This is a genomic window from Mariniflexile sp. (assembly GCF_052728615.1).
Genome location: NZ_JBFVFE010000026.1, coordinates 34,965 through 59,724, shown reverse-complemented (window position 1 = coordinate 59,724; position 24,760 = coordinate 34,965). Strand labels below are relative to the sequence as shown.

Sequence of the window (24,760 nt, the reverse complement as noted above, 5' to 3'; positions counted from 1 at the left end):
TTTATAAAAAGTGTTTATGAAAAAGACCCTGTATTTGAGAGTTGTACCAAGCATTTATCAGGGTTGAGAGGAAAATTATCATTGAGCAAAGTTGCTCATTTGATACCGCCAAACCAAAGAACAATAAGTAGGTTTATGAATCTGGCACCTCTGTTTGTTTGGGGAGAAAAGACTTTAAGATTGATACAAGATGAAAAATTAAACGCCCAAGAATTAAAAAAGTTACTTTTTTAATAAATTACAAAGCCTTTATAATAGACACATTATTGATTTTGGACACATTAAATTTGATACAAAAAAAGTTAAAAACAAATCATTTTAACCAAGCCCAAATAAGTGAATGTCTTTTAGATTTAGAAAAATTAAAGAGCCCAAAAGGGCTGATAATAGCAGAAAGAATGAGAAACTACTTTGAAATTACAACCGCAAAATTCAATACGAACCAGCAAGTCGTCTGTAGTTCGGACATCATTGAATCCTGTTTTGGGAAATACAAAGAAGTTGTCAAATTAAATAAAACAATTGGGGTGTCGGATATTTGTTTATCCATATCTTGTTTAACCAATAATGGAGAGATTAAAGAATTAAAAACAGCCTTGGAAAACATAAAAAACAAAGATGTAAAAAAATGGAGCGATAAAAATGTTGGAGAGAGTTTGTTTAAAAAAGAACAGCTCTTTATAAAGAAAAAAGGGAGATGAAAAATATTGAAAAAGCTGCATAATTGACACCCCACCTGTGAGGTCTGTTGCAGCTAATTAAAAAATGAATTCGTTATTTGATATGGTAACATTTTTTAAATCTAATTTTGAAAGCATGGATTTAAAGGAAATATATTCTTGAAATGTTAAATTTTTATTGAAATTTAATATGATGTCAACAGAGTCCAATTGATTTGCCAAAACAAGTTTGATGTCATTAATAACCTTGGATTTTTTTGAAACCAAAGAACTTAAATCAAAAAGCGGAAATTCTAAGTAAATTTCTTCGGAAGACTTAAATTCAATTTTCATTTTATTGGAGAAATCCAAACCTGAATTATTTGAGACATAGTCATTAAATGGCTCATTATGATAAACCACATCCGTAAACTCCGTAAACCCTAAAGTCTTTTTGCTGGTATCATTGCAAGTATAATAGTTTTTTGCACTTTCGTTTTTATGTTCAGATGTCTTCTTTTTCTCTTGAAGAAACTTTATTTTTGGAATGGCTTGTTTCAACGTTAATCGCTTATCAACATTTACCAGCCAATTGGTGGTACTGATCAAATTTTTTCTATTGAGTTCAATGCTGTCTGGAAGTGTTTCATCATAAAACAAATAAGCGGCAGAGACATCATTGATTTCTGAAATATCAGCATGAGCTATTTCAGGAAGTTGTAAAACTTTTTCTTTTCCGCAGGAAAAAATAAACAGAGATAAACAAAAAATAAAAATATAGCGCATGTTAGGCTTTTAAGGATTCGACTAATTTGATGGTTTCCATGGCCTCTTTCACATCGTGCACCCTCAATATGGATGCGCCTTTTTGCAAGGCGATGGTATTTAAAACGGTGGTGCCATTCAGTGCTTCATTGGCCGTGGTATCCAATTTTTTGTAGATCATGGATTTTCTGGAAATTCCTACCAAAATGGGCTTTTCAATCATTTTAAATAATTCCAAATGATTGAGTAACTCATAATTCTGCTCCAACGTTTTTGCAAACCCAAAACCTGGATCAACAATCATATCCACAATTCCCAAACTTCTTGCCGCCGCCATTCGTTCAGAAAAATAAAATAAAATGTCTTTGATCAAATTAGTGTAAGTGGTGTGTTGTTGCATGGTTTGTGGCGTACCTTTTATGTGCATCATAATATAAGGAACATGCAAATTAGCAACGGTTTGCAACATGTTTTCGTCTAATTTCCCCGCAGAAATATCATTGATTAAGGCCGCACCAACCTCAATACATTGTCTGGCAACGTTGCTCCTAAAAGTATCAATGGAAATTAAAGTTTTTGGGAAATTTTTCAGAACCAATGCAACTATGGGTAATATACGTTGAAGTTCAATGTCTTCACTTACAAAATCGGCGTTTGGTTTAGAACTGTAAGCACCTATGTCAATAAACGTAGCACCTTCATTCAGCATCAATTCCACATGCTTTAAAATAGCAGCTTGGTTTTTATGAATGCCCCCATCATAAAACGAATCTGGAGTAACATTTAAAATCCCCATCACTTTTGGAGATGATAGGTCGATGGGCTTTCCTTTGCAATTAATGGTCATTTGTAGTTCTAAATTCTAGGTTTAAAGTTCAAAGTTAAGTTAAATATCTAAAAATTTGCATGTACTTGAAACATTGAATCCGAAACATGAAACTTTAAATTGTAGAAACTTTTGAACTTTGAACTATTTAAGCGAAATTTACACAAAATTACCAGTTTTTTATGCAAGATACCTCAAAACAATACGATGCCGTTATAGCTACCTGTAAAAGTTTATTCATTAAAAAAATGTCCGATTACGGAAGTGCATGGCGCATCTTGCGTTTACCATCGCTCACCGATCAGATTTTTATAAAAGCACAACGCATTCGTGGACTTCAGCAAAATGCCGTTAGAAAGGTGGATGAAGGGGAAGTTAGCGAGTTTATGGGCATTGTAAACTACTGCATCATGGCTTTGATCCAGTTGGAAAAAGGTGTGGTGGAGCAACCTGATTTGTCAGTCAATAAAGCTACCGGGTTATATGAAAAGCAAGTAGCTATTACCAAAAAACTGATGGAGGACAAAAACCATGATTATGGTGAAGCGTGGCGCGACATGCGTGTAAGTAGTTTAACGGATTTAATTTTGCAAAAATTATTGCGAGTAAAATCCATCGAGAACAATGAAGGGAATACACAGGTAAGTGAAGGTGTGGATGCTAATTATCAGGATATGATTAATTATGCGGTATTTGCCATGATATTGCTTGAGGAAAAGCAGGCAGTAATCAAAAAAACAAATTAAAAACCCTGAAGTACATGACATGACAAAAACAGACCGCCGATCGATGGTCAAACGAAAAGCAACACCTAAAAATCAAGGTCGCAGGCCAGGGATGAGCACGTTTTTGGGTTTATGGAGCAATCCCGATAGCTATCGGGAGAATGGCCATAAATTGAAATCGATCGGAACCGTGGTGCAACTGGAATAATCGGACGGATTAATTTGATATACAATCTGTTCCGATATGGGCAAATAGTCAGATTAAATACCTTAACTAAAAAAGCTAAATATCAAACAGATATTGTTTTAAAAATGAATTCTTTGGAATGAAAAAAATGATTTTTAGAAATCACCTTTAATTGTTTAAGAATCATTACTATCAAATTTTTTGAACCAAAGAGGGTAAAATGAGGATATTCTACAAATCATTCAGCATATAACGTAACAAAATTAAGTTCTTTACCTCTGAAATTTGCAGGGTAGAAATAAGAATAGGATTATGCAAACCACTAACGTTTTTGAAACCAAAGAAAAGAACCATAAACAGGGAATAAAAAGATCATTTCCTGTTACGGGAATGACCTGTGCATCCTGCGCCTCGAGTGTTGAATCCATCCTTTCGCATACTGACGGCGTAAATAGTGCCAGCGTTAATTTCGCGAGCAGTTCGGTACTTGTGGACTACGATGATACCCTTACAGAAGAAAAACTACAAAATGCGTTACGTGAGGTAGGTTATGACATTATCATTGATGCCGAGAACCCGTCAGAAATACAACAGGAACTTCAGCAAAAGCATTATCAAGATATAAAGAACCGCACCCTCTGGTCGGCCATCCTTACGCTCCCTATTTTTGTGTTGGGAATGTTCTATATGCAGTGGGAACCCGGAAAGTGGATTTCGTTGGTATTGACCTTCCCGATTCTTTTTTGGTTCGGGCGCAGCTTTTTCATCAATGCTTTCAAACAGACCAAACACGGTAAGGCGAATATGGATACCTTGGTGGCCTTGAGTACCGGAATCGCTTTTCTGTTTAGTGTCTTCAATACCTTTTTTCCTGAATTTTGGTTGGGCCGCGGCATCGAGCCCCACGTCTATTATGAAGCGGCTACCGTAATCATAACCTTTATATCCTTGGGGAAACTCTTGGAGGAAAAGGCAAAGTCAAATACCTCTTCGGCCATTAAAAAGCTGATGGGACTTCAACCAAAAACGCTGAAAATTATTGAGAATGGGGAAGAAAAGGAAATCCCTATTTCGGCAGTGCAAGTGGGTCAGACCATTCTGGTACGACCGGGAGAAAAAATTCCTGTGGATGGCGAAGTTTCCAAAGGCAGCTCGTATGTAGATGAAAGTATGATTACAGGAGAACCCGTTCCGGTTGAAAAAACAAAGAATGAAAAAGTATTTGCGGGTACGGTAAACCAAAAAGGTAGTTTTCAATTTATTGCTGAAAAAGTAGGTGGGGAAACCTTGCTATCCCAAATCATTAAAATGGTTCAGGAAGCACAGGGAAGTAAGGCACCCGTTCAAAAATTGGTCGATAAAATTGCTGGAATATTTGTTCCGGTTGTCTTGGCTATATCTATTATTACATTTATCTTTTGGATGTCAGTAGGAGGGGAGAATGCATTTTCGCAAGCTTTATTGACTTCTGTAGCAGTATTGGTAATCGCCTGCCCGTGTGCCTTGGGATTGGCAACACCTACTGCCATAATGGTGGGTATTGGCAAGGGCGCAGAAAACAATATCCTTATAAAAGATGCCGAAAGTCTGGAACTCGGTTATAAAGTGAATGCCGTCATTCTTGATAAAACGGGCACCATTACGGAAGGAAAACCCTTGGTAACGGATATACTTTGGAAGGATGAACTTGAAAATCAAAATCAATACAAGCAAATTCTTTTGGCAATCGAAGCGCAATCGGAACACCCCTTGGCAGAAGCGGTTGTCAACCATTTAAAAGATGAAAATATTGAACAAGCTGAAATTGCTTCTTTTGAAAGTATTACAGGGATGGGTGTAAAAGCCCAAACAGAAAATGGTTCACAATACTACGTGGGGAACCATAAATTAATGCTTGAGAAAAATATTCAAATCGACGCTTCCTTGATGCAAACAGCAGAAAGTCTCGAAGAGCAAGCGAAAACGGTCATATTCTTTGGGAATGAAAAAGAAGTACTGGCCATACTCGCCATTGCGGACAAGATTAAGGAAACCTCAAAAAAGGCTATAGCAACCCTTCAGGAAAGAGGCATCGAGGTCTATATGCTTACCGGGGATAATAATAAAACCGCATCAGCGGTTGCAAAACAAGTAGGAATACCAAATTTCCAAGGAGAAGTAATGCCTTCGGACAAAGCGGCTTTTGTTGAAAAACTACAGGCTAATGGTAAGATAGTCGCTATGGTTGGCGACGGCATCAACGATTCCCACGCTTTGGCACAGGCCAACGTAAGTATCGCCATGGGAAAAGGTTCAGACATCGCAATGGACGTCGCAAAAATGACACTGATAACCTCTGATCTGCAATCCATTCCAAAAGCGTTGGAACTGTCAAAAAGAACCGTATTGGGCATCCGCCAGAACCTGTTTTGGGCATTCATTTATAACATCATTGGAATACCGATTGCAGCAGGCGTTCTGTATCCAGTAAATGGCTTTTTATTGGACCCAATGATTGCAGGAGCGGCTATGGCTTTCAGTAGCGTATCTGTAGTTGCCAATAGCTTAAGGCTTAAACGAGTAAAACTTTAAGGGACTGTTTTGGACGATTTGACTGTCTTTCGAAATGACCTCTATTATTAATCATAAATTCAAATAAAATGAAAACCTTAAAATTTAAGACAAATATCAATTGTGGTGGGTGCGTATCAAAAGTTACCCCTTTTTTAAACAAGCAAGAAGGTGTTGAAAGTTGGGAAGTGGATACCGCCAACCCAGATAAAATCCTGACCATAAAAAGCGATGGTGCTACGGAAGAAGCTATAAAGGCCACCTTGCAAAAAATAGGCTTTAAAGCGGAAGCTGTAAATTAATACGTTCGTTTTTAGATGGTCTATATTTTAATTTTTGTCGTGATTCTGCTGTTTGCTGTTCATTTTTATAGAATAGCGAAACGGCAGGGCGTAAAGCCTTTTCCGGAGCATTGGCACAAATTGTTAATGGAGAATGTTCTCTATTATCAAAATCTTTCAAAAGATAGGCAACTTGTTTTTCAACAACGAATGATGCAATTTGTGAGCGAGGTGTATATTGATGGTGTGGAGTTTGAATTGGAAGAGTTGGACAAAATCTTGGTTGCGGCCAGTGCCGTGATTCCGGTTTTTGGCTTTAAGGAATGGCATTACACCAATTTAAGTGGCATCCTTTTATATCCAGATAATTTTAATGAGGATATGCAATTTGGCAGCAAGGATAAATCGAGAAATATTGGTGGAATAGTTGGAAACGGACGGTTTGAAAAACAAATGATTTTATCAAAAAAAGCATTGTACCACGGGTTTAAAAACACAACCGATAAAAGCAATACGGGCATCCACGAATTCGTGCACCTAATAGATAAAATGGATGGCCAAACAGACGGCGTGCCAGAACGGTTATTGGAACATCAATATGCAATCCCTTGGCTGAATTTGATCCATAAGGAAATGGAAGCGATAAATAAAAATCATTCTGATATCCGAAAATACGGGGGCACAAACCAGGCAGAATTCTTTGCGGTAGCTTCGGAATATTTCTTCGAGCGTCCAGATTTGCTTAAAAAGAAACATCCGGACCTATATAGAATGTTGGTTAAATGTTTTAACCAAAAATCAGCCAATGTTAATTAGACGGATTTTAACAGATAGAATTAGTAAGGAAGAATGAGCGGTATTTAGGGTTTTGAGAACTATTTAATCTAATAGCGTTCGCCAAATTAAAAATCCTCATTTAAATGTTTAGACGGTTGATTTTTAAATGGATACAAAAAAAAGTATGGAAAACGCAAATAAAACTTAAATTTAAGTGCTGGAAATACCAAATAGAAAAACGGATTGTATTATTCATTACATTTGCTCGTTATTCAATAATGCGAAAAAAGATTCAAATAGCGATAATGATAATTACCCTCGGCATATTTTTAGTGCCAACGGGCGTATTTGCATATATCAACTTGTCCCATCAATCTGAAAAAAACTGTTGTTCAGATAGCGCGGAACAGTCCACTAGCGATTGTTGCAAAAACCATAAAAACAAGGACAAACAAGGAAAGGATTGCAACGGCACTTGCGGAAATCTTGCCTGCCACTCTCCTTCAACCACCACCTTATCTATAAATTACCCCACAACTTCGGAAGAAACAAATGCTGTTGTTCTTGCTGCTTTCAAAAACCTTTGGAACTACACCAAACAACAGCCCAAACCTGTCTATTTCCAGATTTGGTCCCCACCAAAATTAAGCTGATACACTTATCCTGACAGCCAAAATTATGTCAAATTGAAAACAAATCCCTGGTTTTCAACATTCAATCTTACGTAACAATTTTAAATCCTATTAAAAATGAAATCAATGTTCAACCTATTGATAGTGCTATCGGTAGCCCTGTCAGTTACTTCGGGCTTCGCCCAAATAAAAAACCCCAAAACCGAAACCGTAAAAATTTTCGGTAACTGCGATATGTGCAAGACGGCCATAGAAAACGCAGGAAACCTTAAAAACATTGCCAGCGTTAACTGGAACAATGACAGCAAAATGGCAGAGATAACCTTCGATTCCAAAAAAACAAATCGGGACGAAATATTGAAACGCATTGCCTTGGCGGGTTATGACAGTGAAGAATTCTTGGCACCGGATACAGCATACGCGCAACTTGCGGGATGTTGCAAATATGAAAGGCTAAAAAAAGAGCCAGTAATCGCTATGGACAACACTAAAATGCAGATGGATATGTCCGAATCAAAAATGGACTCGCCTGTGGAACAGGAAGGTAAAACGATGCCATCATCTGAAAAACATGCTAATATGACTATGCCATCATCTGAAAAACATACAGATATGAAAATGCCGTCTACTGAAAACCATAAGGATATGAAAATGTCATCTACTGAAAAGCATACGGATATGAAAATGCCAACTGCGGAAAAACATACGGATATGAAAATGCCATCTACTGAAGAACATACGGATATGCCTATGTCTGGAATGAAGGAAACAAATCCATTGGACGCATTGTTCAACAATTATTTTGCCGTAAAAGATGCCTTGGTAAAGACCAATCCTACAACGGCTGCCGCAAAATCATCGGAATTGTTGACTGCCCTAAAAGCCCTGAAAATAGAATCATTGAAAGCCGAAGTACAGACCGCTGTAACTAAAGCAATGCCTTCATTGATGGAAGCTGCAAAAAACATTTCAGCAACAAAGGATATTGGCAAGCAACGGGAAACATTCAAGGTGCTGTCAAAAAATATGCACGAGCTCATTCCTTTTTACAATGCCAATGAAACCCTTTATTACCAGTACTGCCCAATGCAGGATGCCAATTGGTTGAGCAAGGACAAGACCGTTAAAAATCCCTATTATGGTTCTCAAATGTTGAGCTGTGGCTCTACCGTGGAAACTATTGACGCTAAAAATTAAAGTTCAATAAAAAAATCTAATTTTTGAAAACGAAATGAAAAAAATAATAATCGTGCTCCTGTTTCTCGGAACGCTTTCCCTACAGGCACAAAAGATAGTGCGCTACGACCTTTATGTACGCGATACCCTTGTTAATTTTACAGGTAAGGAAAAGCGCGCCATTGCCGTAAACGGACAAATACCAATGCCCACGCTCACCTTTACGGAAGGCGACATTGCCGAAATTTATGTGCACAATGAGTTGGATGAGGAAACTTCCCTGCACTGGCACGGTCTGTTTTTGCCCAATAAGGAAGACGGCGTTCCCTACCTCACCCAAATGCCCATTCCGCCTCACAGCGTCCATAAATATACCTTCCCAATCATACAGCACGGCACCCATTGGTACCACAGCCATTTTGGGCTTCAGGAACAAATAGGAATGTATGGTTCCATGATTTTGAAGAAAAGACCGGAGGACAAAACCTTCAGGAAAGGCATAGACGATTTGCCCACCATTCCCATAGTTTTGAGTGAATGGACAGATTTAAATCCCGAAAACGTACACAGAATGCTCCACAATGCATCGGACTGGTTTGCCATAAAAAAAGGAACCACACAAAGTTATGCAGAGGCCATAAAAAAGGGACACCTAAAAACAAAACTTCACAATGAGTGGAAACGGATGCTGGCAATGGACGTAAGCGACGTTTATTATGACAAATTTTTCATCAATGGCAAAAGCGAAAATGAGGATACTTCCCTTAACGGTTTAAAAGCCGGAGATAAGGTGCGCCTTCGGATTTCAAACGGAGGTGCCTCCAGCTATTTTTGGCTTACGTATGCTGGCGGAATGTTAACCGTGGTCGCCAATGACGGTAATGATGTGGAGCCTGTGGAGGTGGATAGAATGCTCATTGCCGTTTCCGAAACCTATGATGTGGTGGTCACCATTCCTGCAGACCATACGGCCTTTGAATTTTTGGCAACACCTGAAGACCGCACCAAATCGGCATCCATCTATTTGGGCGAAGGCATAAAACAGCTCACATCGCCACTGCCAAAACTGAAATACTTTGAAGGGATGGAAATGATGAACGGAATGATGAAAATGAATGGCGATCTGGACCAGATGGGAATGAGTATGAGCCTACAGCAAATGGATATGAACGTGGTGATGTATCCTGAAATAACGGGTCCTGAAAATAACGAAAAAGACAAGAAAATGGAAATGGATGGCGAAGATCCTAATGGCCACAAAATGGACGAAATGGATGGAATGAAAGGAATGGATGGCATGAAGATGAACGAAGAAATGTACAAAAGCAATGAACTTTCAGACATCACAACGCTCAACTACGCTATGCTCAAATCGCCCACCAAAACCACGCTTCCCGAGGATGCTCCGGTAAGGGAACTGAATTTTACGCTTACGGGCAATATGAACCGTTACGTTTGGAGCTTGGACAACAAGGTGATTTCCGAAAGCGATAAAATCCTGATAAAAAAGGGTGAAAAAGTGAGGATTACCATTTACAACAATTCCATGATGCGCCACCCGATGCACTTGCATGGTCACGACTTTAGGTTGCTCAACGGCCAAGGGGATTACGCACCGCTAAAAAATGTGGTGGATATTATGCCTATGGAAACCGATGTTTTCGAGTTTGAGGCAAATGCAGTGGGCGATTGGTTTTTTCACTGCCATATCCTCTATCATATGATGAGCGGTATGGGCAGGGTTTTTAGTTATGAAAACCAAGAACCCAATCCATTGATTCCAAATCCGGACCTTGCATTGCGGAAACTAAAAGGCGACGATAGGAATTTCCACCTGATGGCAGAAAACGATTTTGCCACCAATGGAAATGATGGACAACTGATGGCCCAAAGTACACGATGGAGTTTTGGCACCGAATGGCGTTTGGGATATACTGATATGGAAGGTTATGAAACAGAAACCCATATAGGCCGGTATATCGGAAAAATGCAATGGCTAATGCCATTTGTTGGGTTTGACTGGCGCTATAGAAAACTTGGGCATAATGAGGTCGAGGAAAACCTATTTGGACAAAAGAACACCAAGGATAAACGTGCTTTGGTTAGTGTAGGGGTCAATTATACCCTGCCAATGTTGGTGATAGCGCAGGCGGAGGTTTTTACGGACGGGAATGTAAGGCTGCAGTTTGAGCGAAACGATATTCCTGTTACAGCAAGGCTGCGGATGAACCTCATGTGGAATACCGACAAGGAGTATTTGGGAGGCCTGCGGTATATAGCAACCCGAAATTTGGGGATAACCACACATTACGATAGTGATATGGGTTTTGGGGTCGGATTTAATTTGAATTATTGAAAAATTGTATTAAGATTTAGATTGTTAAATTCCAATTTTATAAGAAACCGCTACATTTTAAAAAATGCAGCGGTTTCTTTAAATATGTGCTGATACGATGGAACACAGTATTATTTTATAACTAAATGATTTCAGTACATGACAAAAATATCTCATATAATTTAAAAAACAATATCATTGACCCTTCCGCCATTCGGCATACCGAAAAATCGGTACAGGCTCTACTCTTGAAAAAAGGGGGAGGAATTATTAAGTGGCTTATTTTTAATGTTTTGAACTTTTCATTTCCATTTTTGTCATGTACTGAACTAAATGATACCCATATCTGTTGAAGTAAAAAATATTTTCTTTGGAATTTGAATACCTCGTGGAATCTGCCCCGAAGTAGTTTAAACCAGTTCGTATGGAAAAATTTGATAAGAAAACATTATTGTTTCAATTTAATCCAATGATTTTAATTTGATTATTTTTGTTGGTAACACTTTTTAACCATCTTTTTATACAATTCAAAACCATGCATGTAAAACATATTGGATTTTTTATTCTGTTATGCGTTTTACAAGTGTCCCAAACATTGGTTGCTCAATTTACGCCCTATTTTCAAAATTATTCATTGTCCGATTACAATGCTGGAAATCAAAATTGGGGCATATCAAAATCCACCGAAGGTAAATTGTACGTTGCCAACGATAAGGGCCTTTTGGAATTTGACAGGTTTAAATGGAGTTTAGTACAAATGCCGAACAAAACAACGATTCGCTCTGTATTGGCGGTTATAGATAAAATATATGTGGGCTCTTATGAAGAGTTTGGATATTGGAAAAAAGATGCTAAAGGTGAATTAAAATATACATCATTAAGCAAATTAATTGAAAAAAATGCGCCAATAAACGAAGAGTTTTGGCAAATAGTTAGCTACCGTAATTCTATAATATTCCGATCGTTTTCTAATATTTATATTTTTAATGATGGTGTTATAAAAAAAATCAAAACCCCTTCAACCATTATTTCATGCGATGTTGTTAAAAACGTGCTGTATGTTTCTACTTTAAGAAACGGGATATTGATTTTAAAAAATGATGAATTGGTTGTTTCAATTCTTGATAATACTTTAATAAACACAAAAGTTGTTTCTGTATCAAATTATAACGACGGACTTCTCATCACCACGGCCTTAAACGGATGTTATCTTTACAAAGGAAAAAAGCTTATCTCTTTAAATTTCGAAATAGATTCTTTATTAAAAAAGTACCAGCTCAATAGCCATTCAATATTGGGCAATGGGAATATGGTTTTTGGCACCATTCAAAATGGGGTGTATTATACAGATGCGTATGGAAAAATTATTTTTCATGTAAATAAAGAAAACGGATTGGCAAATAATACCATATTGTGTCAGTATTTAGATGCGGATAATGAGCTGTGGTTAGGTTTGGACAATGGTTTGGCTTCCATCGATTTAAAAGAACACCATACCTTCTATAACGATATTTCAGGCAAGTTGGGAGCTGTTTACGACGTTATTTCATATAAAGGCACTATTTATTTAGGAAGCAATACAGGTCTGTATTTTTTAGATAACCTGAACAATTTACAGTTTGTTGAAGGCTCTCAGGGGCAAGTTTGGGATTTAAAGGAAATTAACGGAAACTTGTTCTGTGGCCACAACAATGGCACTTATTTGGTTGAAAAGGATAAAATAAAATTGATTTCAAATTTTACCGGAGGTTGGGTCATAAAAAAAGTACCGGAACAGAGTAATATTTTCATGCAAGGTACGTATGCCGGCATTGTGAGATTCAAGTATGGTAACGGCACCTGGGAGGTAAAGCACATGCGTAAATCAACAGACCCCATTCAGTTTTTGGTTTTTGAGGACCAGTACCATGCTTGGGCGGCACATGCCTATAAGGGGTTATATAGAATTAGTTTCGATAAAAACTACGACAGCATTGCAAGTATAAAAAGTTACGTAAAAAAAGGACTTTTATCTGAGTATAATGTGAGGGTCTATAAAATAAAAAATGAAATTTGCTTTAAAACCAATAATGGTTGGCAAAGATATGAACCACTTAGAGATAGCATCGTGCCTTATAAATTATTGAACGATAATTGGGGAAAAGACTCCTATATCATTTCAGAGGACCCTCTAAATATCTTGGCCATCAAGAACAAAGATGCCATCACTTTTAAAAATCTCGCAAATCCAGATAACGATTTGTTTTTAATGCCAAAGTATTTCAAAAAAAGATTGATTGTCGATTTTGAAAACGTTTCCAAAATAAATGATTCTATTTATGCTTTAAGTCTAAATGATGGGTTTATGATGATTGATGGAAATTTTAAAGCCACCATAAAGGCTAGTTTAGCAAAACCTACCATAGAGCGCATAGAAATCAATAAACAGTTGATCGATTTGACTTCCAATAAAGAGATAGAGGTTCCTTTTAATAAGAGTATTACCATAGCTATTTCATCGGCATTGTCAAGAGACCATTTTTTTGAATATGCCATTTCCAACACAGAACCTATCCAATGGTCTAAAATGGAAAATGAAAAACTGGAACTATCTAGCCTCAATAATGGCGAGTACACCGTTTTATTTAGAGCAGCGAACGATTTGGGCGAAAAATCACTTCCTCAAAATATAGGAATAAAAGTACTGCCACCATGGTATAAAGGGAAAACAGGCTTTTTATTATTTGGTTTTTTATTGCTTTTACTCATAGGAGCGGTCTATTTTCTGCACAAACGAAAAGTTAAAAAGGAACAACGGGTATTGCAGTTTAAGTTTGTTAAAGAGCAAAGGGAATTGCTTAGAGAGAAAGCCATTCAAAATGAAAAAAGAATCATCCAATTGAAAAATGAATCCTTAAAAAATGAAGTGAAGTTAAAAAGTAAACAATTGGCCAATACAGCAATGGCATTGGTTAAAAAAAATGAGTCCATACAAGAAATAAAAAAGGAATTATTGGAATATAAAAATAGTTTAGATAACACATATTCATTTAGAAAGCTATTAAAAAAACTCGATGATTCTGTTGGGCATGAAGATGAGTGGGAAGTATTCGAGTACAATTTCAATCAAGTACACGAAGAATTTTTCAATAAGTTAAAAACCCAATTCCCAGATTTGACCCACAAAGATTTAAAGATCTGTGCCTACATCAAAATGAATTTATCCAATAAAGAAATTGCGCCATTAATGAATATCTCAGTAAGAGGGGTTGAAACCCATCGATATCGATTAAAAGGCAAGCTAAAATTAGAAAATGATATTTCCGTAACCGATTTCTTAAGGAATTTCATTTAAACAGCCTGTAAAATTACTTTTTTACTCGCTTATCACTACGCCATTTATACGTCATTTAAGCATTGACCATCTCTTTTTTGCCTTTTTTATATAGTTTGATATACGTCAATTAGGCTTTTTTGCGCTTAATTTATTGATGACGTATTTATAAAGTGTGCCATTATTGGTAAAAATCTAAATGTGATTGTATATTGCCTAAACTAAAAATTAAACTAAACTATATGAAAGCAAAAATTATTTTACTACTATTTTTTCTATTTTCAGTAAGTGGCTTTAGCCAAAACATAACCGTTTCGGGTGTGGTTACCGGTTCTGAAGATAATATGCCGGTACCTGGTGTAAATGTCATAGTAAAAGGAACAAGCAGAGGTGTTAGTACCGATTTTGATGGCAAGTATTCCATTAACGTGAACAAAGGAGAAACTTTAGAATTCAGCTATATAGGCTTTAAAACTTCTTCAGTTACCATCCAAAACCAAACAACAGTTAATATTTCAATGGACCCAGATATAGCTGCCCTTGATGAAGTTGTGGTTGTAGGGTATGGTACGGCAAAAAAACGAGATTTAACAGGTTCCATTGTTAGTATAAAAGGTGAAGAGGTCGCTGATAAGCCAGCTACCAACCCTATTGCATCCATTCAGGGTAAAGTAGCGGGCTTAAGCGTAGTAAACTCTGGGCAAGTAGGGCAAACCCCTGATATTAGGATTAGAGGTACAAGTAGTAGATACGCTGTAGGCCCTTTATTTGTAATTGATGGTATATTTGCAAGCAATATAGACTTTGTGAACCCAAATGATATAGAATCTATTGAAGTGTTAAAAGACGCATCATCACTAGCTGTTTTTGGTGTTAGAGGAGCTAATGGTGTTATTATTATTACAACCAAAACTGCTAAAAAGGGTCAGTTTAGAGTTAATTTCAACTCGTCGATTGGTATTAAAAATATTGTAGGTGCACCAGATTTGGCTGATGCCACTCTTTTTAGAGAACTTTATGATGAGCAACTTGCAAATGAAGGTGCTGCTCCATTCCCTCATTATGATAAATTTACAGGTAATACCAATTGGGTAGAACGTATTTCAAATAGATCAGCAGTTTTACAAACCACTAATTTAAGCATACAAAACGCTACTGAAAAAAACAAACTATCTTTTGGTTTGGGGTATCGTCTTGAAGACGGACTCATTAAGGATGAACAGTTACAAAGAATTACTTTTAACTTAAATAATGAATATAATTTAACAGATAATTTTAAAATGGGGTTGACCATTAATGGACTTCAAGATAAACTTCCTAATACAGGTAGCTTTAGTTCATCATTAAATGCAACACCCATTGTAGATCCTATTCATTTTGACTCTAGACCAGAATTTAATGGTTTATACAATCAGTTACCAGTGCAAATTGGCGGTCCACAAATAGGCAATCCACTTTTAGTAGCAGAGGTTACAAAAAACAAAAGCATTCCTCAAAGGTATCGTTTTGTAAGTAGCTTGTTTGCTGAAATCGATTTTTTAAAGAATTTCAATTTTAAAGCAACAATATATGGTGATTATAACAACTTTAGATCTAGATCTTACACACCAATTGTACCAATATATGTGTCTGAAACAGATGAAATTGACAACTTTAATGGAAATCAATTAACAAGAGTAAGTCAATCTAATAACGTTACTGTTAATTTTCAACAAGATTACATTCTTTCATTTGCGAAAGAATATGGTAAACACGATATAAATGCTGTAGCAGGTTTTACAACTACACAATTTGCATCAGAAAACATTTCTGGAAGTGTGCAACATGATCCAGGTTCATCCGTAGGTATCATTCCAGATAATCAACGGTTTTGGTACTTAAATGTATTTCCTTACGGTGATCCATCTACTAGAACGTCAAATTCAAGTCAATCAGAAAGAGCAACCTCTTCATTTTTATCTAGAGCCATCTATAATTATGATAGCAAATATTTATTAAACGCCTCTTACCGTAGAGATGCAACCTCACAGCTTGCACCAGAAAATAGAGCGCAGGATTTTTGGTCTATTGGTGCTGGTTGGGTAGTTACTCGAGAAGGCTTTATGGATAATATTAATGGTTTAAGCTATTTAAAAATTAAAGGTTCAACTGGGGTTTTAGGTAACCAAGCCTTACCCGGAGGAACCAATTACCCGTATTATCCTGGGGTAAGCCAGGGAGCTACGGCTGTTTTTGGCAATGAAGTTGTACCCGGCTATGTTCAAAAGTTTGAGGAAAATCCAAACCTACAATGGGAAACTGTAAGAATGTGGGAAATTGGTTTTGAGTCTAGATGGTTTGCTAATAGATTAATGTTAAACGCCAACTATTACAATAGAAAAACCGAAAATTTATTAGTATTTGTTGACACTGGTGTACAAACGTTCTTTGATAACTTTGGTGAAATAGAAAATAAAGGTCTTGAGTTTGAAATTTCTTGGGACGGCGAAATCAATGATGATTTTAGCTATTCAATAGGTGGTAACCTTACTACAGTCAACAACAAAGTATTATCAACTTTTGAAGACGCACCTATATTCGCAAACGGAACCGCTTCAAGAACCGTAACTGGACAACCCATTGGGAGTTTTTATGGTTATATAGTAGATGGCTTATACCAATCAAATGCAGATATTGCTTCATTGCCTCCAAGTAGATTAGGCACTTATGCACCTGGCGATTTTAAATACAGAGATGTTAACGATGACGGTGAGATAACGCCAGCAGATAGAACTTTAATTGGTAATCCAACTCCAGATTTGACATACGGTTTTTATGCCAATTTTAAATATAAGAATGTTTCTTTGAATATAGATTTTCAAGGTGTTTATGGTAATGAAATATATCGTAATTGGGGTAACGGAAATTCATTTGCTCAATTTAACTATAGAACAGACCTTCAAGATAGATGGAATGGTTCTGGTTCTTCAAACTGGGAACCAAGATTATTTTCAACAAATTATAATAGATTGCCTTCTACATACATGATTGAAGATGGCAGTTATATTAGAATTCGAAATATTCAATTAAATTACAGTATTAACAGTAATATACTTGAAAAGTTAAAAATACAGCAATTAAAGTTGTATGCAAACGTTCAGAATTTATTTACATGGACCAAAGCATCTGGTTTTACTCCAGAAGCTGGCGGATCACCAACCTCTTTTGGTGTTGACGGTGGTGGCTACCCAATACCAGTAATATCAACTCTTGGACTAAGTTTAACCTTTTAAAAAAAATAGTATGAAAAATATAAAGCTTATTAAAAAATTAAAAATATTTTCATTAGTTGCCTTATTAGCAATCCCTTTTTCTTGTCAAGATGATTTTTTAGACAGGTTACCATTGGGAGAAGTTGCAAATAATGAAGAGCTAGGAGTTGGCGGGCAAGAAGCTGCCATGTTTGGAGTTTACTCCTTATTAAATAGAGTTGGTGGCTGGGAACGATTCTGGTTTGGAAGTATTAGATCAGACGATTCTCAAAAAGGAAGTACTACAGGAGATGGTGCTGCCTTTGGTAACGCATTTAATGATTTTCAATATATCCCAACCATTGGATTGAATACTACATGGTGGAATGGACATTATGAAGTTATTTTTGCTTGTAATGAGGTGATAAATAATATTGAAGAAGAAGGTTTAGCAGACTCTGGAAGCATAGCAAACGATGGTGAAGCAAGAGCCATAAGGGCATTAATGTATTTTGAGTTGCGTAGAGATTATGGGGAAGTGCCTATAATTACAGCTACTATTGATGTGCCTTCTGATGCTTTTGCACCAAAATCAACTATTGCAGCTATAGATACCTTTATTAAAAACGACCTTTTAATTGCAGAAGCAAACCTACCACAAAGTTGGACTGGCTTTCCGGGCAGATCTAGTTCTGGTTTTGCAAAATCATTATTAGCTAAACTATATCTTTACCAAAACGATTGGCCCAACGCTTACAACAAGTGTAAAGAGATTATAGACTCTCAAGTATATTCACTAGAACCTAATTTGGTTAATTTGTTTGAAAGAGTTGGTAATAACGGTGTTGAATCTATTTTCGAAATTCAACAAACAGTAACCGAAAACGGAGATTCATACAATACCAATTACTTCATATCTCAAGGTGTTAGAGGTACAGGAGATTGGAATTTAGGATGGGGATTTAATGTACCAACATCAAATCTTGCAAATGCCTTTGAGGCGGGCGACTTAAGAAAAGCCAATACACTACTAGAGTCGGGTCAAGATGATGGTGGATTTGGTGGTGGCGTATTACCTGCTTTTCCAAGTGTTTTAGCGCAACAATATTGGAACAAAAAAGCCTATACCATGAAAAGTATTCGCACCACTTTAGCAATTAATGGAAACCGCTGGGAAAACATTAAAATTATAAGATATGCTGATATTATCCTTATGGCTGCCGAAGCTGGTAATGAATCTGGATTAGCTTCACAATCTGAAATTGTTGGTTACATCAATAAAATTCGCTCAAGAGCTGGTCTTCTCAATACTACGGCCACAGGTCAGGCTGATTTAAGAGATGCTATCAAACAAGAAAGACGCGTGGAATTTGCATTAGAAGAATACAGATTTTACGATTTAGTGCGCTGGGGCGATGCTTCAACAGTATTAAGTGGATTGGGTTATTTACCTAAGCACGCTTTGTATCCTATTCCTCAAGATGCTATAGATCAATCTGGAGGCGTTATTGTTCAGAATCCTAATTATTAATTAAAAAGTATAGAAAAGATGAAAAATAAAACTTTTAAATATTTAGGTTTAGTATTTATGGCAATACTAACTTTTGGTTGCCAAAACCTAGAACAGCCCGAATTTAGCGATTTTCTTTATGATGGCCCTGTAATTACGCTTTCAACGCCAAGTCCTAGCGGGACTACGGTGGTTAGATCAAAAGACCCAATAGCATCTATAACAATTAAATTTCAAGTAGAGGACGATCTTGGTATTGCAAATATAACTGTGAAATTGGATGATGCTGAGATTGCAAATTTGAATGAGTTTGCAGATAGTAAACTGGTTATTATTGATGATTTAACAAAAGAGGTATCCACAGGGAATCATACATTAACAATTACCGCTACTGATACCAATGATGTTGTTGTTACAGAAACCACAACATTTGAAAAAGTAGATACACCTCCTTATATACCAATTTTTGATGGTGAAAAATTTTATATGCCTTTTGATGGTGATTTTTCTGAATTAATATCTGGAAACTCTGCTAATGAGTTTGGAACTCCAGGATTTACTACAGCAACTAAAGTAGGTACCGGAGCATACTCAGGGGCAGATGATGCTTACTTAACATATCCTACAGCAGGTTTATTAGGAAACGAGTTTAGCGGAACTTTTTGGTATAATTTAAATAATCCTGGTACCAATCGCGCAGGTATTTTGACTATAAGTGCTCCCGATCTGTCTAATCCGTTGCCTGCCAATGGTCAAGGAAATAGAAATTTCGGGATTAGAGTATTTAGAGAAGGAGGAGCTAATCAAAGTATTAGGTTGAATGTTGGTAATGGAACAGGAAACGGAACTGCCATTGCTGCAAGACAATTAACTAATACTTCTGGTTGGGTTCATATTGCTTTTACAATAAATCAATCAAGAGCCAGAATCTATATGGATGGTGTTTTAGAAAGAGAAACTACTATAACAGGTTTAGACTGGACAGGGTGTGACATTATGTCCATCATGTCCGGAGCTCCAAGATATTTGATTTTTAATCACAAGTCCGATTTAAGTGCAATGGATGAACTACGCTTTTTTGATAAAGAATTAACACAAAATGAAGTTCTTAAATCTGTAGTTCAAGGTAGTAAAAAGTTTGATATGCCTTTTAATGGTAATTATTTAGAAACCATAAGTAAAACAGATGCGACTGTTATTGGAACACCAACTTTTACTACAGCTTCTAAAGAAGGAAGCAATGCGTATGTGGGCGCAGATGATGCTTATTTAACATTCCCAACTGCGGGTTTATTAAGTGATGAGTTTAGTGGTGCTTTTTGGTATAATTTAAATAATCCTGGTACCAATCGCGCAGGTATTTTGACTATAAGTGCTCCCGATCTGTCTAATCCGCTGCCTGCCAATGGTCAAGGAAATAGAAATTTCGGGATTAGAGTATTTAGAGAAGGAGGAGCTAGTCAAAGTATTAGGTTGAATGTTGGTAATGGAACAGGAAACGGAACAGCCATTGCTGCAAGGCAATTAACTAATACTTCAGGTTGGGTACATATTGCTTTTACAATATCTCAAACTAAAGCCATTGTATATTTAGATGGTGTATTGGAAAGAGAAATTGATATTACTGGTTTAAACTGGACAGGTTGTGACGTCATGTCTATCATGTCTGGAGCACCAAGATATTTGATTTTTAATCACAAGTCCGATTTAAGTTCTATGGATGCATTGGCATTTTATAACAAGGTGCTTTCCCAAACAGAAATCCAAGCTCTTATAAATTAAAAAATATGGCTAGCATGTTGCCTAGCCATTATTTTTTTGAGTTGTTTAGTTTGTTTGTATTAGGTCAGCTGTACCAAATTATTTGATGCAGCTAACTTTTAATCCATCATGCCAATCATCTTAAATGATGATAGGTATTATAACTTCTTTTAAATTTTTCGCAAATGAGACTACTATATATATACTTTTTAACCATCATTGTTTTCAGTTGTAATTCCAAAAATAAGCAAGTTGAAAATTCAGAAAATGAAAAACAGTATGCTGAATTATCTGATGAAACCATTTTGGATTCCATCCAAAAACAAACCTTCAACTATTTTTGGGAAGGTGCCGAACCTAATTCCGGTATGGCACGCGAGCGTTTGCATACCGACGATGCCTATCCAACCTCTCCCAAAAACACCGTAACCATTGGTGGTAGCGGATTTGGTGTCATGGCCATTTTAGTAGGTATAGAAAGGGGTTTTATTACCAGGGACGAAGCATTAAATAGGTATTTAAAAATTATGGATTTTCTTGAGAAATCGGATAGGTTTCACGGCGTTTGGCCTCATTGGCTAAATGGTGAAACGGGGAAAATAGTGCCTTTTAGTAAAAAAGACACTGGGGGCGATCTGGTAGAGACCGCTTTTTTGGTCCAAGGATTGCTAACCGTTTCAGAATATTTTAAAGATGGTAATGAAAAGGAAAAAGAGCTCACGGCCAAAATAGACAAACTTTGGAAAGCGGTGGAATGGAATTGGTACACTAAAAATGGCGAAGATGTACTGTATTGGCACTGGTCGCCTACCGATGGCTGGGATATGGATTTCCCGGTGGGCGGTTACAACGAATGTTTAATAATGTATGTACTTGCGGCAGCATCGCCAACGCATCCCATAGAACCATCCGTATATCATAAAGGTTGGGCGCGTAAGGGTGCCATTGTTTCAAAAGAAAAATTTTATGGAGAAGACTTGGTCTTAGATTACTACGAACATGATGAAGCGCCAGTAGGCCCACTTTTTTGGGCGCACTATTCTTATTTAGGATTAAACCCAAAAGGGTTGTCCGACCAATATGCCGATTATTGGAAACTGGTTCAAAACCAAGCAAAAATCCATTATAAATATGCTGTTGATAATCCTAAAAACTATAAAGGGTATGGCGACAGCCTTTGGGGGCTAACCTCTAGTTATTCCATAAAAGGATATAAAGGGCATAGGCCCGGTAACGATTTAGGGGTCATTTCGCCAACGGCGGCCTTATCGTCATTTCCATACACACCAAAAGAGAGTATGCAAATGCTTCGGAATTTGTATAAAAACCACGATTCGTTAATTGGGAAGTATGGGCCTTATGACGCTTTCAGTTTAGAATACAACTGGTATGTACCGCGCTATTTGGCCATAGACCAAGGGCCCATACCGGTAATGATTGAAAATTATAGAACGGGGTTGCTTTGGAAGTTGTTCATGCAAAATAAAGATGTCCAAAATGGTTTGGATAAATTAGGATTTAAGTATGAACTCATTTAAAGTTTTTAGCCAATTGAAAAACTTTAAATGAGTTCCATAAATAAAATGAATTACAGGACAGAATGTTAGTTGATAATCGCGGTTTTAAGACCTCACAGGTTTTGGAAACCTGTGAGGTCTAAACAAACTAAGTATTTGAATTTTTTGTAATATGACAAAAATTTACTAAAAAATTCAAATTGACAAAAATAAAAATTCTCGCAAATTCCTCCCCTTTTTTCAAGGGGGAGAGCTTGTACCGAATTTTCGGTATGCCGAAGGCAGAGGGGTCTTCTACTAAAAAATTAAATTTAAATGATCTACACTAATAATAAAATAATAAAGATGAGATTCAGTTACTTGATTTTTGCATATTTGATGATGTCCTGCGGCAATGACAACGGTCCGGGATACCAAGAACCTTATATTCCTGACCCTATTGATCCCGTAATTAAGAAACTAACGGATGAAGAAATGATGGATTTGACCCAAAAAGAAACCTTTAAATACTTTTGGGATTTTGCCAACGCAGCTTCGGGTGCTGCGAAAGAGCGTTACCATCCTAAGGAACCCACATTGAACGAGAATGTAGTAACTTCTGGCGGAACAGGTTTTGGATTGATGGGCATCATTGTGGCAATTGAGCGTGGTTTTATTACCAGAGAAGCTGGAGTTACAAGATTAAACAAAATACTGATTTTTTTAGAAGGCGCTGATAGATTTCATGGCGCATGGTCGCATTGGATTGATGGCGGTACCGGTAAGGTCATTCCTTTTGGTCCCAATGATGATGGTGGCGATTTGGTTGAAACCGCATTTTTGGCACAAGGACTTATTTGTGTGCAAGAATATTTAAAAAATGGTTCCGACACAGAAAAAGCACTGGCACAAAAAGCAGAGATGCTCTGGAAAGGTGTAGAGTGGAATTGGTACACCCAAAATCAAGACGCTTTATATTGGCACTGGAGCCCTAATTATGGTTTTGTAATAAACTTAAAACTTGTGGGTTATAATGAGGTGCTAATAACCTACATTCTGGCTGCTGCATCTCCAAATTACAGCATTGCCAAAACGGCCTACGAAAAAGGATGGGCAAGTTCAGGCGCCATAGTATCTACTGCCACCCAATATGGTTTTCCATTGGTACTCAAACATTCTGGCGGCTCCAATTTTGGAGGCCCTTTGTTTTTTAGCCATTATTCGTTTTTGGGATTGAATCCAAAAAATCTATCCGATCAGTATGGCAATTACTGGAATGTTGTGGTAAACCATACAAAAATAAACCGTCAGTATTGTATTTCCAATCCTAAAAACTATGTAGGTTATGGCGCCGATCTGTGGGGTTTAACAGCGAGTTATTCCAGAAACGATGACGGTTCTTTGGGCTATTCCGCGCACAGCCCATCAAACGACAGAGGTGTGGTGTCGCCCACTGCGGCCATTAGCTCTATTGCATATACCCCTAATGAATCGCTGCAAGTCATGCACTATCTATACCAGAAAAAAGATAAACTATTGGGACCGGCAGGATTTTATGATGCCTATAGCCCACACTATAATTTTTGGGTTGCAGATGCTTATTTGGCCATAGACCAAGGCCCACAGATTATTATGATTGAAAACCATAGAACCGGGTTGCTTTGGAAGTTGTTCATGCAAAATGCAGATGTAAAGAACGGTTTAAATAAACTTGGGTTTAATTATCAATAAAATGGAATAAATGGTTTTAAAAGTAAAATACTTGAGTGTGATATTGTTTTGTTTTGCAGTATTAACATCAACTGCCCAACACCAAGAATTGTATAAAGAAGCTTTTTTTGTAAAACAGGGCGATACTTTAAAATATCGCATCCTATTTCCAAAGAATTTCTCAGAATCCAAACAATATCCGTTAATATTATTTTTACATGGCGCAGGAGAACGCGGAAATGATAATAAAACCCAGTTAGTACATGGTAGCAAATTATTTGCCAATGAAAAAAACAGGGATTCATTTCCTGCCATTGTTATTTTTCCTCAATCTCCAAAGGAAGGGTATTGGTCTAATGTAAAAGTGGATCGTTCCAAAAAGGGATTGGAAAAATACAAATACAAAAAGGCTGGGAAGCCAACAAAATCCATGAAATTGGTTTTGAGCTTGATGGAGGATATAACCAGTAAATCTTACATTAATAAAAATCAAATATATGTTGGGGGCTTATCCATGGGAGGCATGGGTACTTTTGATATACTCAAGTTCAAACCCAATTTGTTTGCGGCTGCTTTTCCAATAAGCGGTGGAGGAAATCCGAAATCGGTAACTAAATATGCTGATAAAGTATCATTATGGGTTTTTCATGGCGGAAACGATGATGTGGTACATCCTTATTTTTCATTAAGTATGGTTACAGCATTACAAAAAAAAGGAGCTGATGTAAAGTTAACCTATTTTGAAAACGATAATCACAACAGTTGGGACTCTGCCTTTGCAGAACCACAACTCTTAATATGGCTATTTTCAAAATCAAAAATTTAAA

Annotated in this window: 19 protein-coding genes; 17 read left to right on the top strand and 2 right to left on the bottom strand. The window is 36.9% G+C overall.

Translation table 11 applies throughout. The features are described 5' to 3' along the window. A partial coding sequence (locus ACU1LP_RS11210) for a hypothetical protein (RefSeq protein WP_445736302.1) occupies positions 1-234 on the top strand: 234 nt, incomplete at its 5' end. Between the two features lie 53 nt (positions 235-287). Continuing rightward, positions 288-701 carry a hypothetical protein gene (locus tag ACU1LP_RS11205; RefSeq protein WP_445736301.1) on the top strand — a complete coding sequence of 138 codons (414 nt, stop codon included), beginning with the start codon at positions 288-290 and terminating at the stop codon, positions 699-701. 57 nt (positions 702-758) lie between these two features. Here the strand turns inward: ACU1LP_RS11205 and ACU1LP_RS11200 are convergent, their stop codons facing one another. Next, positions 759-1,445 carry a hypothetical protein gene (locus ACU1LP_RS11200; protein ID WP_445733174.1) on the bottom strand — a complete coding sequence of 229 codons (687 nt, stop codon included), beginning with the start codon at positions 1,443-1,445 and terminating at the stop codon, positions 759-761. Between the two features lies 1 nt (position 1,446). Continuing rightward, entirely contained in the window at positions 1,447-2,271 is an 825-nt protein-coding gene (gene folP, locus ACU1LP_RS11195) for a dihydropteroate synthase (protein ID WP_445736300.1), read from the bottom strand. 161 nt (positions 2,272-2,432) lie between these two features. Between folP and ACU1LP_RS11190 the strand changes: the two genes are divergently transcribed. From ACU1LP_RS11190 to ACU1LP_RS11120, 15 genes are all read left to right on the top strand, one after another. After that, the gene (locus ACU1LP_RS11190) at positions 2,433-2,996 is read left to right on the top strand and encodes a DUF1599 domain-containing protein (protein WP_445736299.1); all 564 of its coding nucleotides are present in this window, start codon (positions 2,433-2,435) and stop codon (positions 2,994-2,996) included. Between the two features lie 43 nt (positions 2,997-3,039). Then, positions 3,040-3,183, top strand: a complete 144-nt coding sequence (locus tag ACU1LP_RS11185) for a hypothetical protein (RefSeq protein WP_445733206.1) — start codon at positions 3,040-3,042, stop codon at positions 3,181-3,183. Positions 3,184-3,474: 291 nt separating this feature from the next. Continuing rightward, on the top strand, positions 3,475-5,733 hold the full coding sequence (locus tag ACU1LP_RS11180) for a heavy metal translocating P-type ATPase (protein ID WP_445736298.1): 2,259 nt from the start codon (positions 3,475-3,477) through the stop codon (positions 5,731-5,733). 68 nt (positions 5,734-5,801) lie between these two features. Further along, positions 5,802-6,014, top strand: coding sequence for a heavy-metal-associated domain-containing protein (locus ACU1LP_RS11175; RefSeq protein ID WP_445735128.1), 213 nt, complete (start codon positions 5,802-5,804; stop codon positions 6,012-6,014). Between the two features lie 15 nt (positions 6,015-6,029). Next, positions 6,030-6,809 carry a M90 family metallopeptidase gene (locus ACU1LP_RS11170; RefSeq protein WP_445736297.1) on the top strand — a complete coding sequence of 260 codons (780 nt, stop codon included), beginning with the start codon at positions 6,030-6,032 and terminating at the stop codon, positions 6,807-6,809. A gap of 266 nt (positions 6,810-7,075) precedes the next feature. Then, entirely contained in the window at positions 7,076-7,423 is a 348-nt protein-coding gene (locus ACU1LP_RS11165; RefSeq protein ID WP_445735208.1) for a hypothetical protein, read from the top strand. Between the two features lie 96 nt (positions 7,424-7,519). Then, complete coding sequence (locus ACU1LP_RS11160) at positions 7,520-8,599, top strand: DUF3347 domain-containing protein (RefSeq protein WP_445736296.1); 1,080 nt, start codon at positions 7,520-7,522, stop codon at positions 8,597-8,599. Positions 8,600-8,633: 34 nt separating this feature from the next. Next, positions 8,634-10,934 carry a multicopper oxidase domain-containing protein gene (locus ACU1LP_RS11155; RefSeq protein ID WP_445736295.1) on the top strand — a complete coding sequence of 767 codons (2,301 nt, stop codon included), beginning with the start codon at positions 8,634-8,636 and terminating at the stop codon, positions 10,932-10,934. A gap of 514 nt (positions 10,935-11,448) precedes the next feature. Beyond that, positions 11,449-14,247 carry a LuxR C-terminal-related transcriptional regulator gene (locus ACU1LP_RS11150; RefSeq protein WP_445736294.1) on the top strand — a complete coding sequence of 933 codons (2,799 nt, stop codon included), beginning with the start codon at positions 11,449-11,451 and terminating at the stop codon, positions 14,245-14,247. A gap of 221 nt (positions 14,248-14,468) precedes the next feature. Continuing rightward, the gene (locus ACU1LP_RS11145; RefSeq protein ID WP_445736293.1) at positions 14,469-17,498 is read left to right on the top strand and encodes a SusC/RagA family TonB-linked outer membrane protein; all 3,030 of its coding nucleotides are present in this window, start codon (positions 14,469-14,471) and stop codon (positions 17,496-17,498) included. Between the two features lie 10 nt (positions 17,499-17,508). Further along, complete coding sequence (locus ACU1LP_RS11140; RefSeq protein WP_445736292.1) at positions 17,509-18,987, top strand: RagB/SusD family nutrient uptake outer membrane protein; 1,479 nt, start codon at positions 17,509-17,511, stop codon at positions 18,985-18,987. A gap of 18 nt (positions 18,988-19,005) precedes the next feature. Beyond that, positions 19,006-20,748: a LamG domain-containing protein gene (locus ACU1LP_RS11135; RefSeq protein ID WP_445734490.1), complete on the top strand. Its 1,743-nt coding sequence runs from the start codon at positions 19,006-19,008 to the stop codon at positions 20,746-20,748. 164 nt (positions 20,749-20,912) lie between these two features. Beyond that, a complete protein-coding gene (locus tag ACU1LP_RS11130) occupies positions 20,913-22,265 on the top strand; it encodes a glucoamylase family protein (RefSeq protein ID WP_445734489.1) in 1,353 nt (450 codons plus the stop codon). A gap of 324 nt (positions 22,266-22,589) precedes the next feature. After that, positions 22,590-23,954 (top strand): glucoamylase family protein, encoded by a 1,365-nt coding sequence (locus tag ACU1LP_RS11125; protein WP_445736291.1) that lies wholly within the window; start codon positions 22,590-22,592, stop codon positions 23,952-23,954. 10 nt (positions 23,955-23,964) lie between these two features. Continuing rightward, positions 23,965-24,759 carry a carboxylesterase family protein gene (locus ACU1LP_RS11120; protein WP_445731337.1) on the top strand — a complete coding sequence of 265 codons (795 nt, stop codon included), beginning with the start codon at positions 23,965-23,967 and terminating at the stop codon, positions 24,757-24,759. Position 24,760 lies beyond the last annotated feature (1 nt).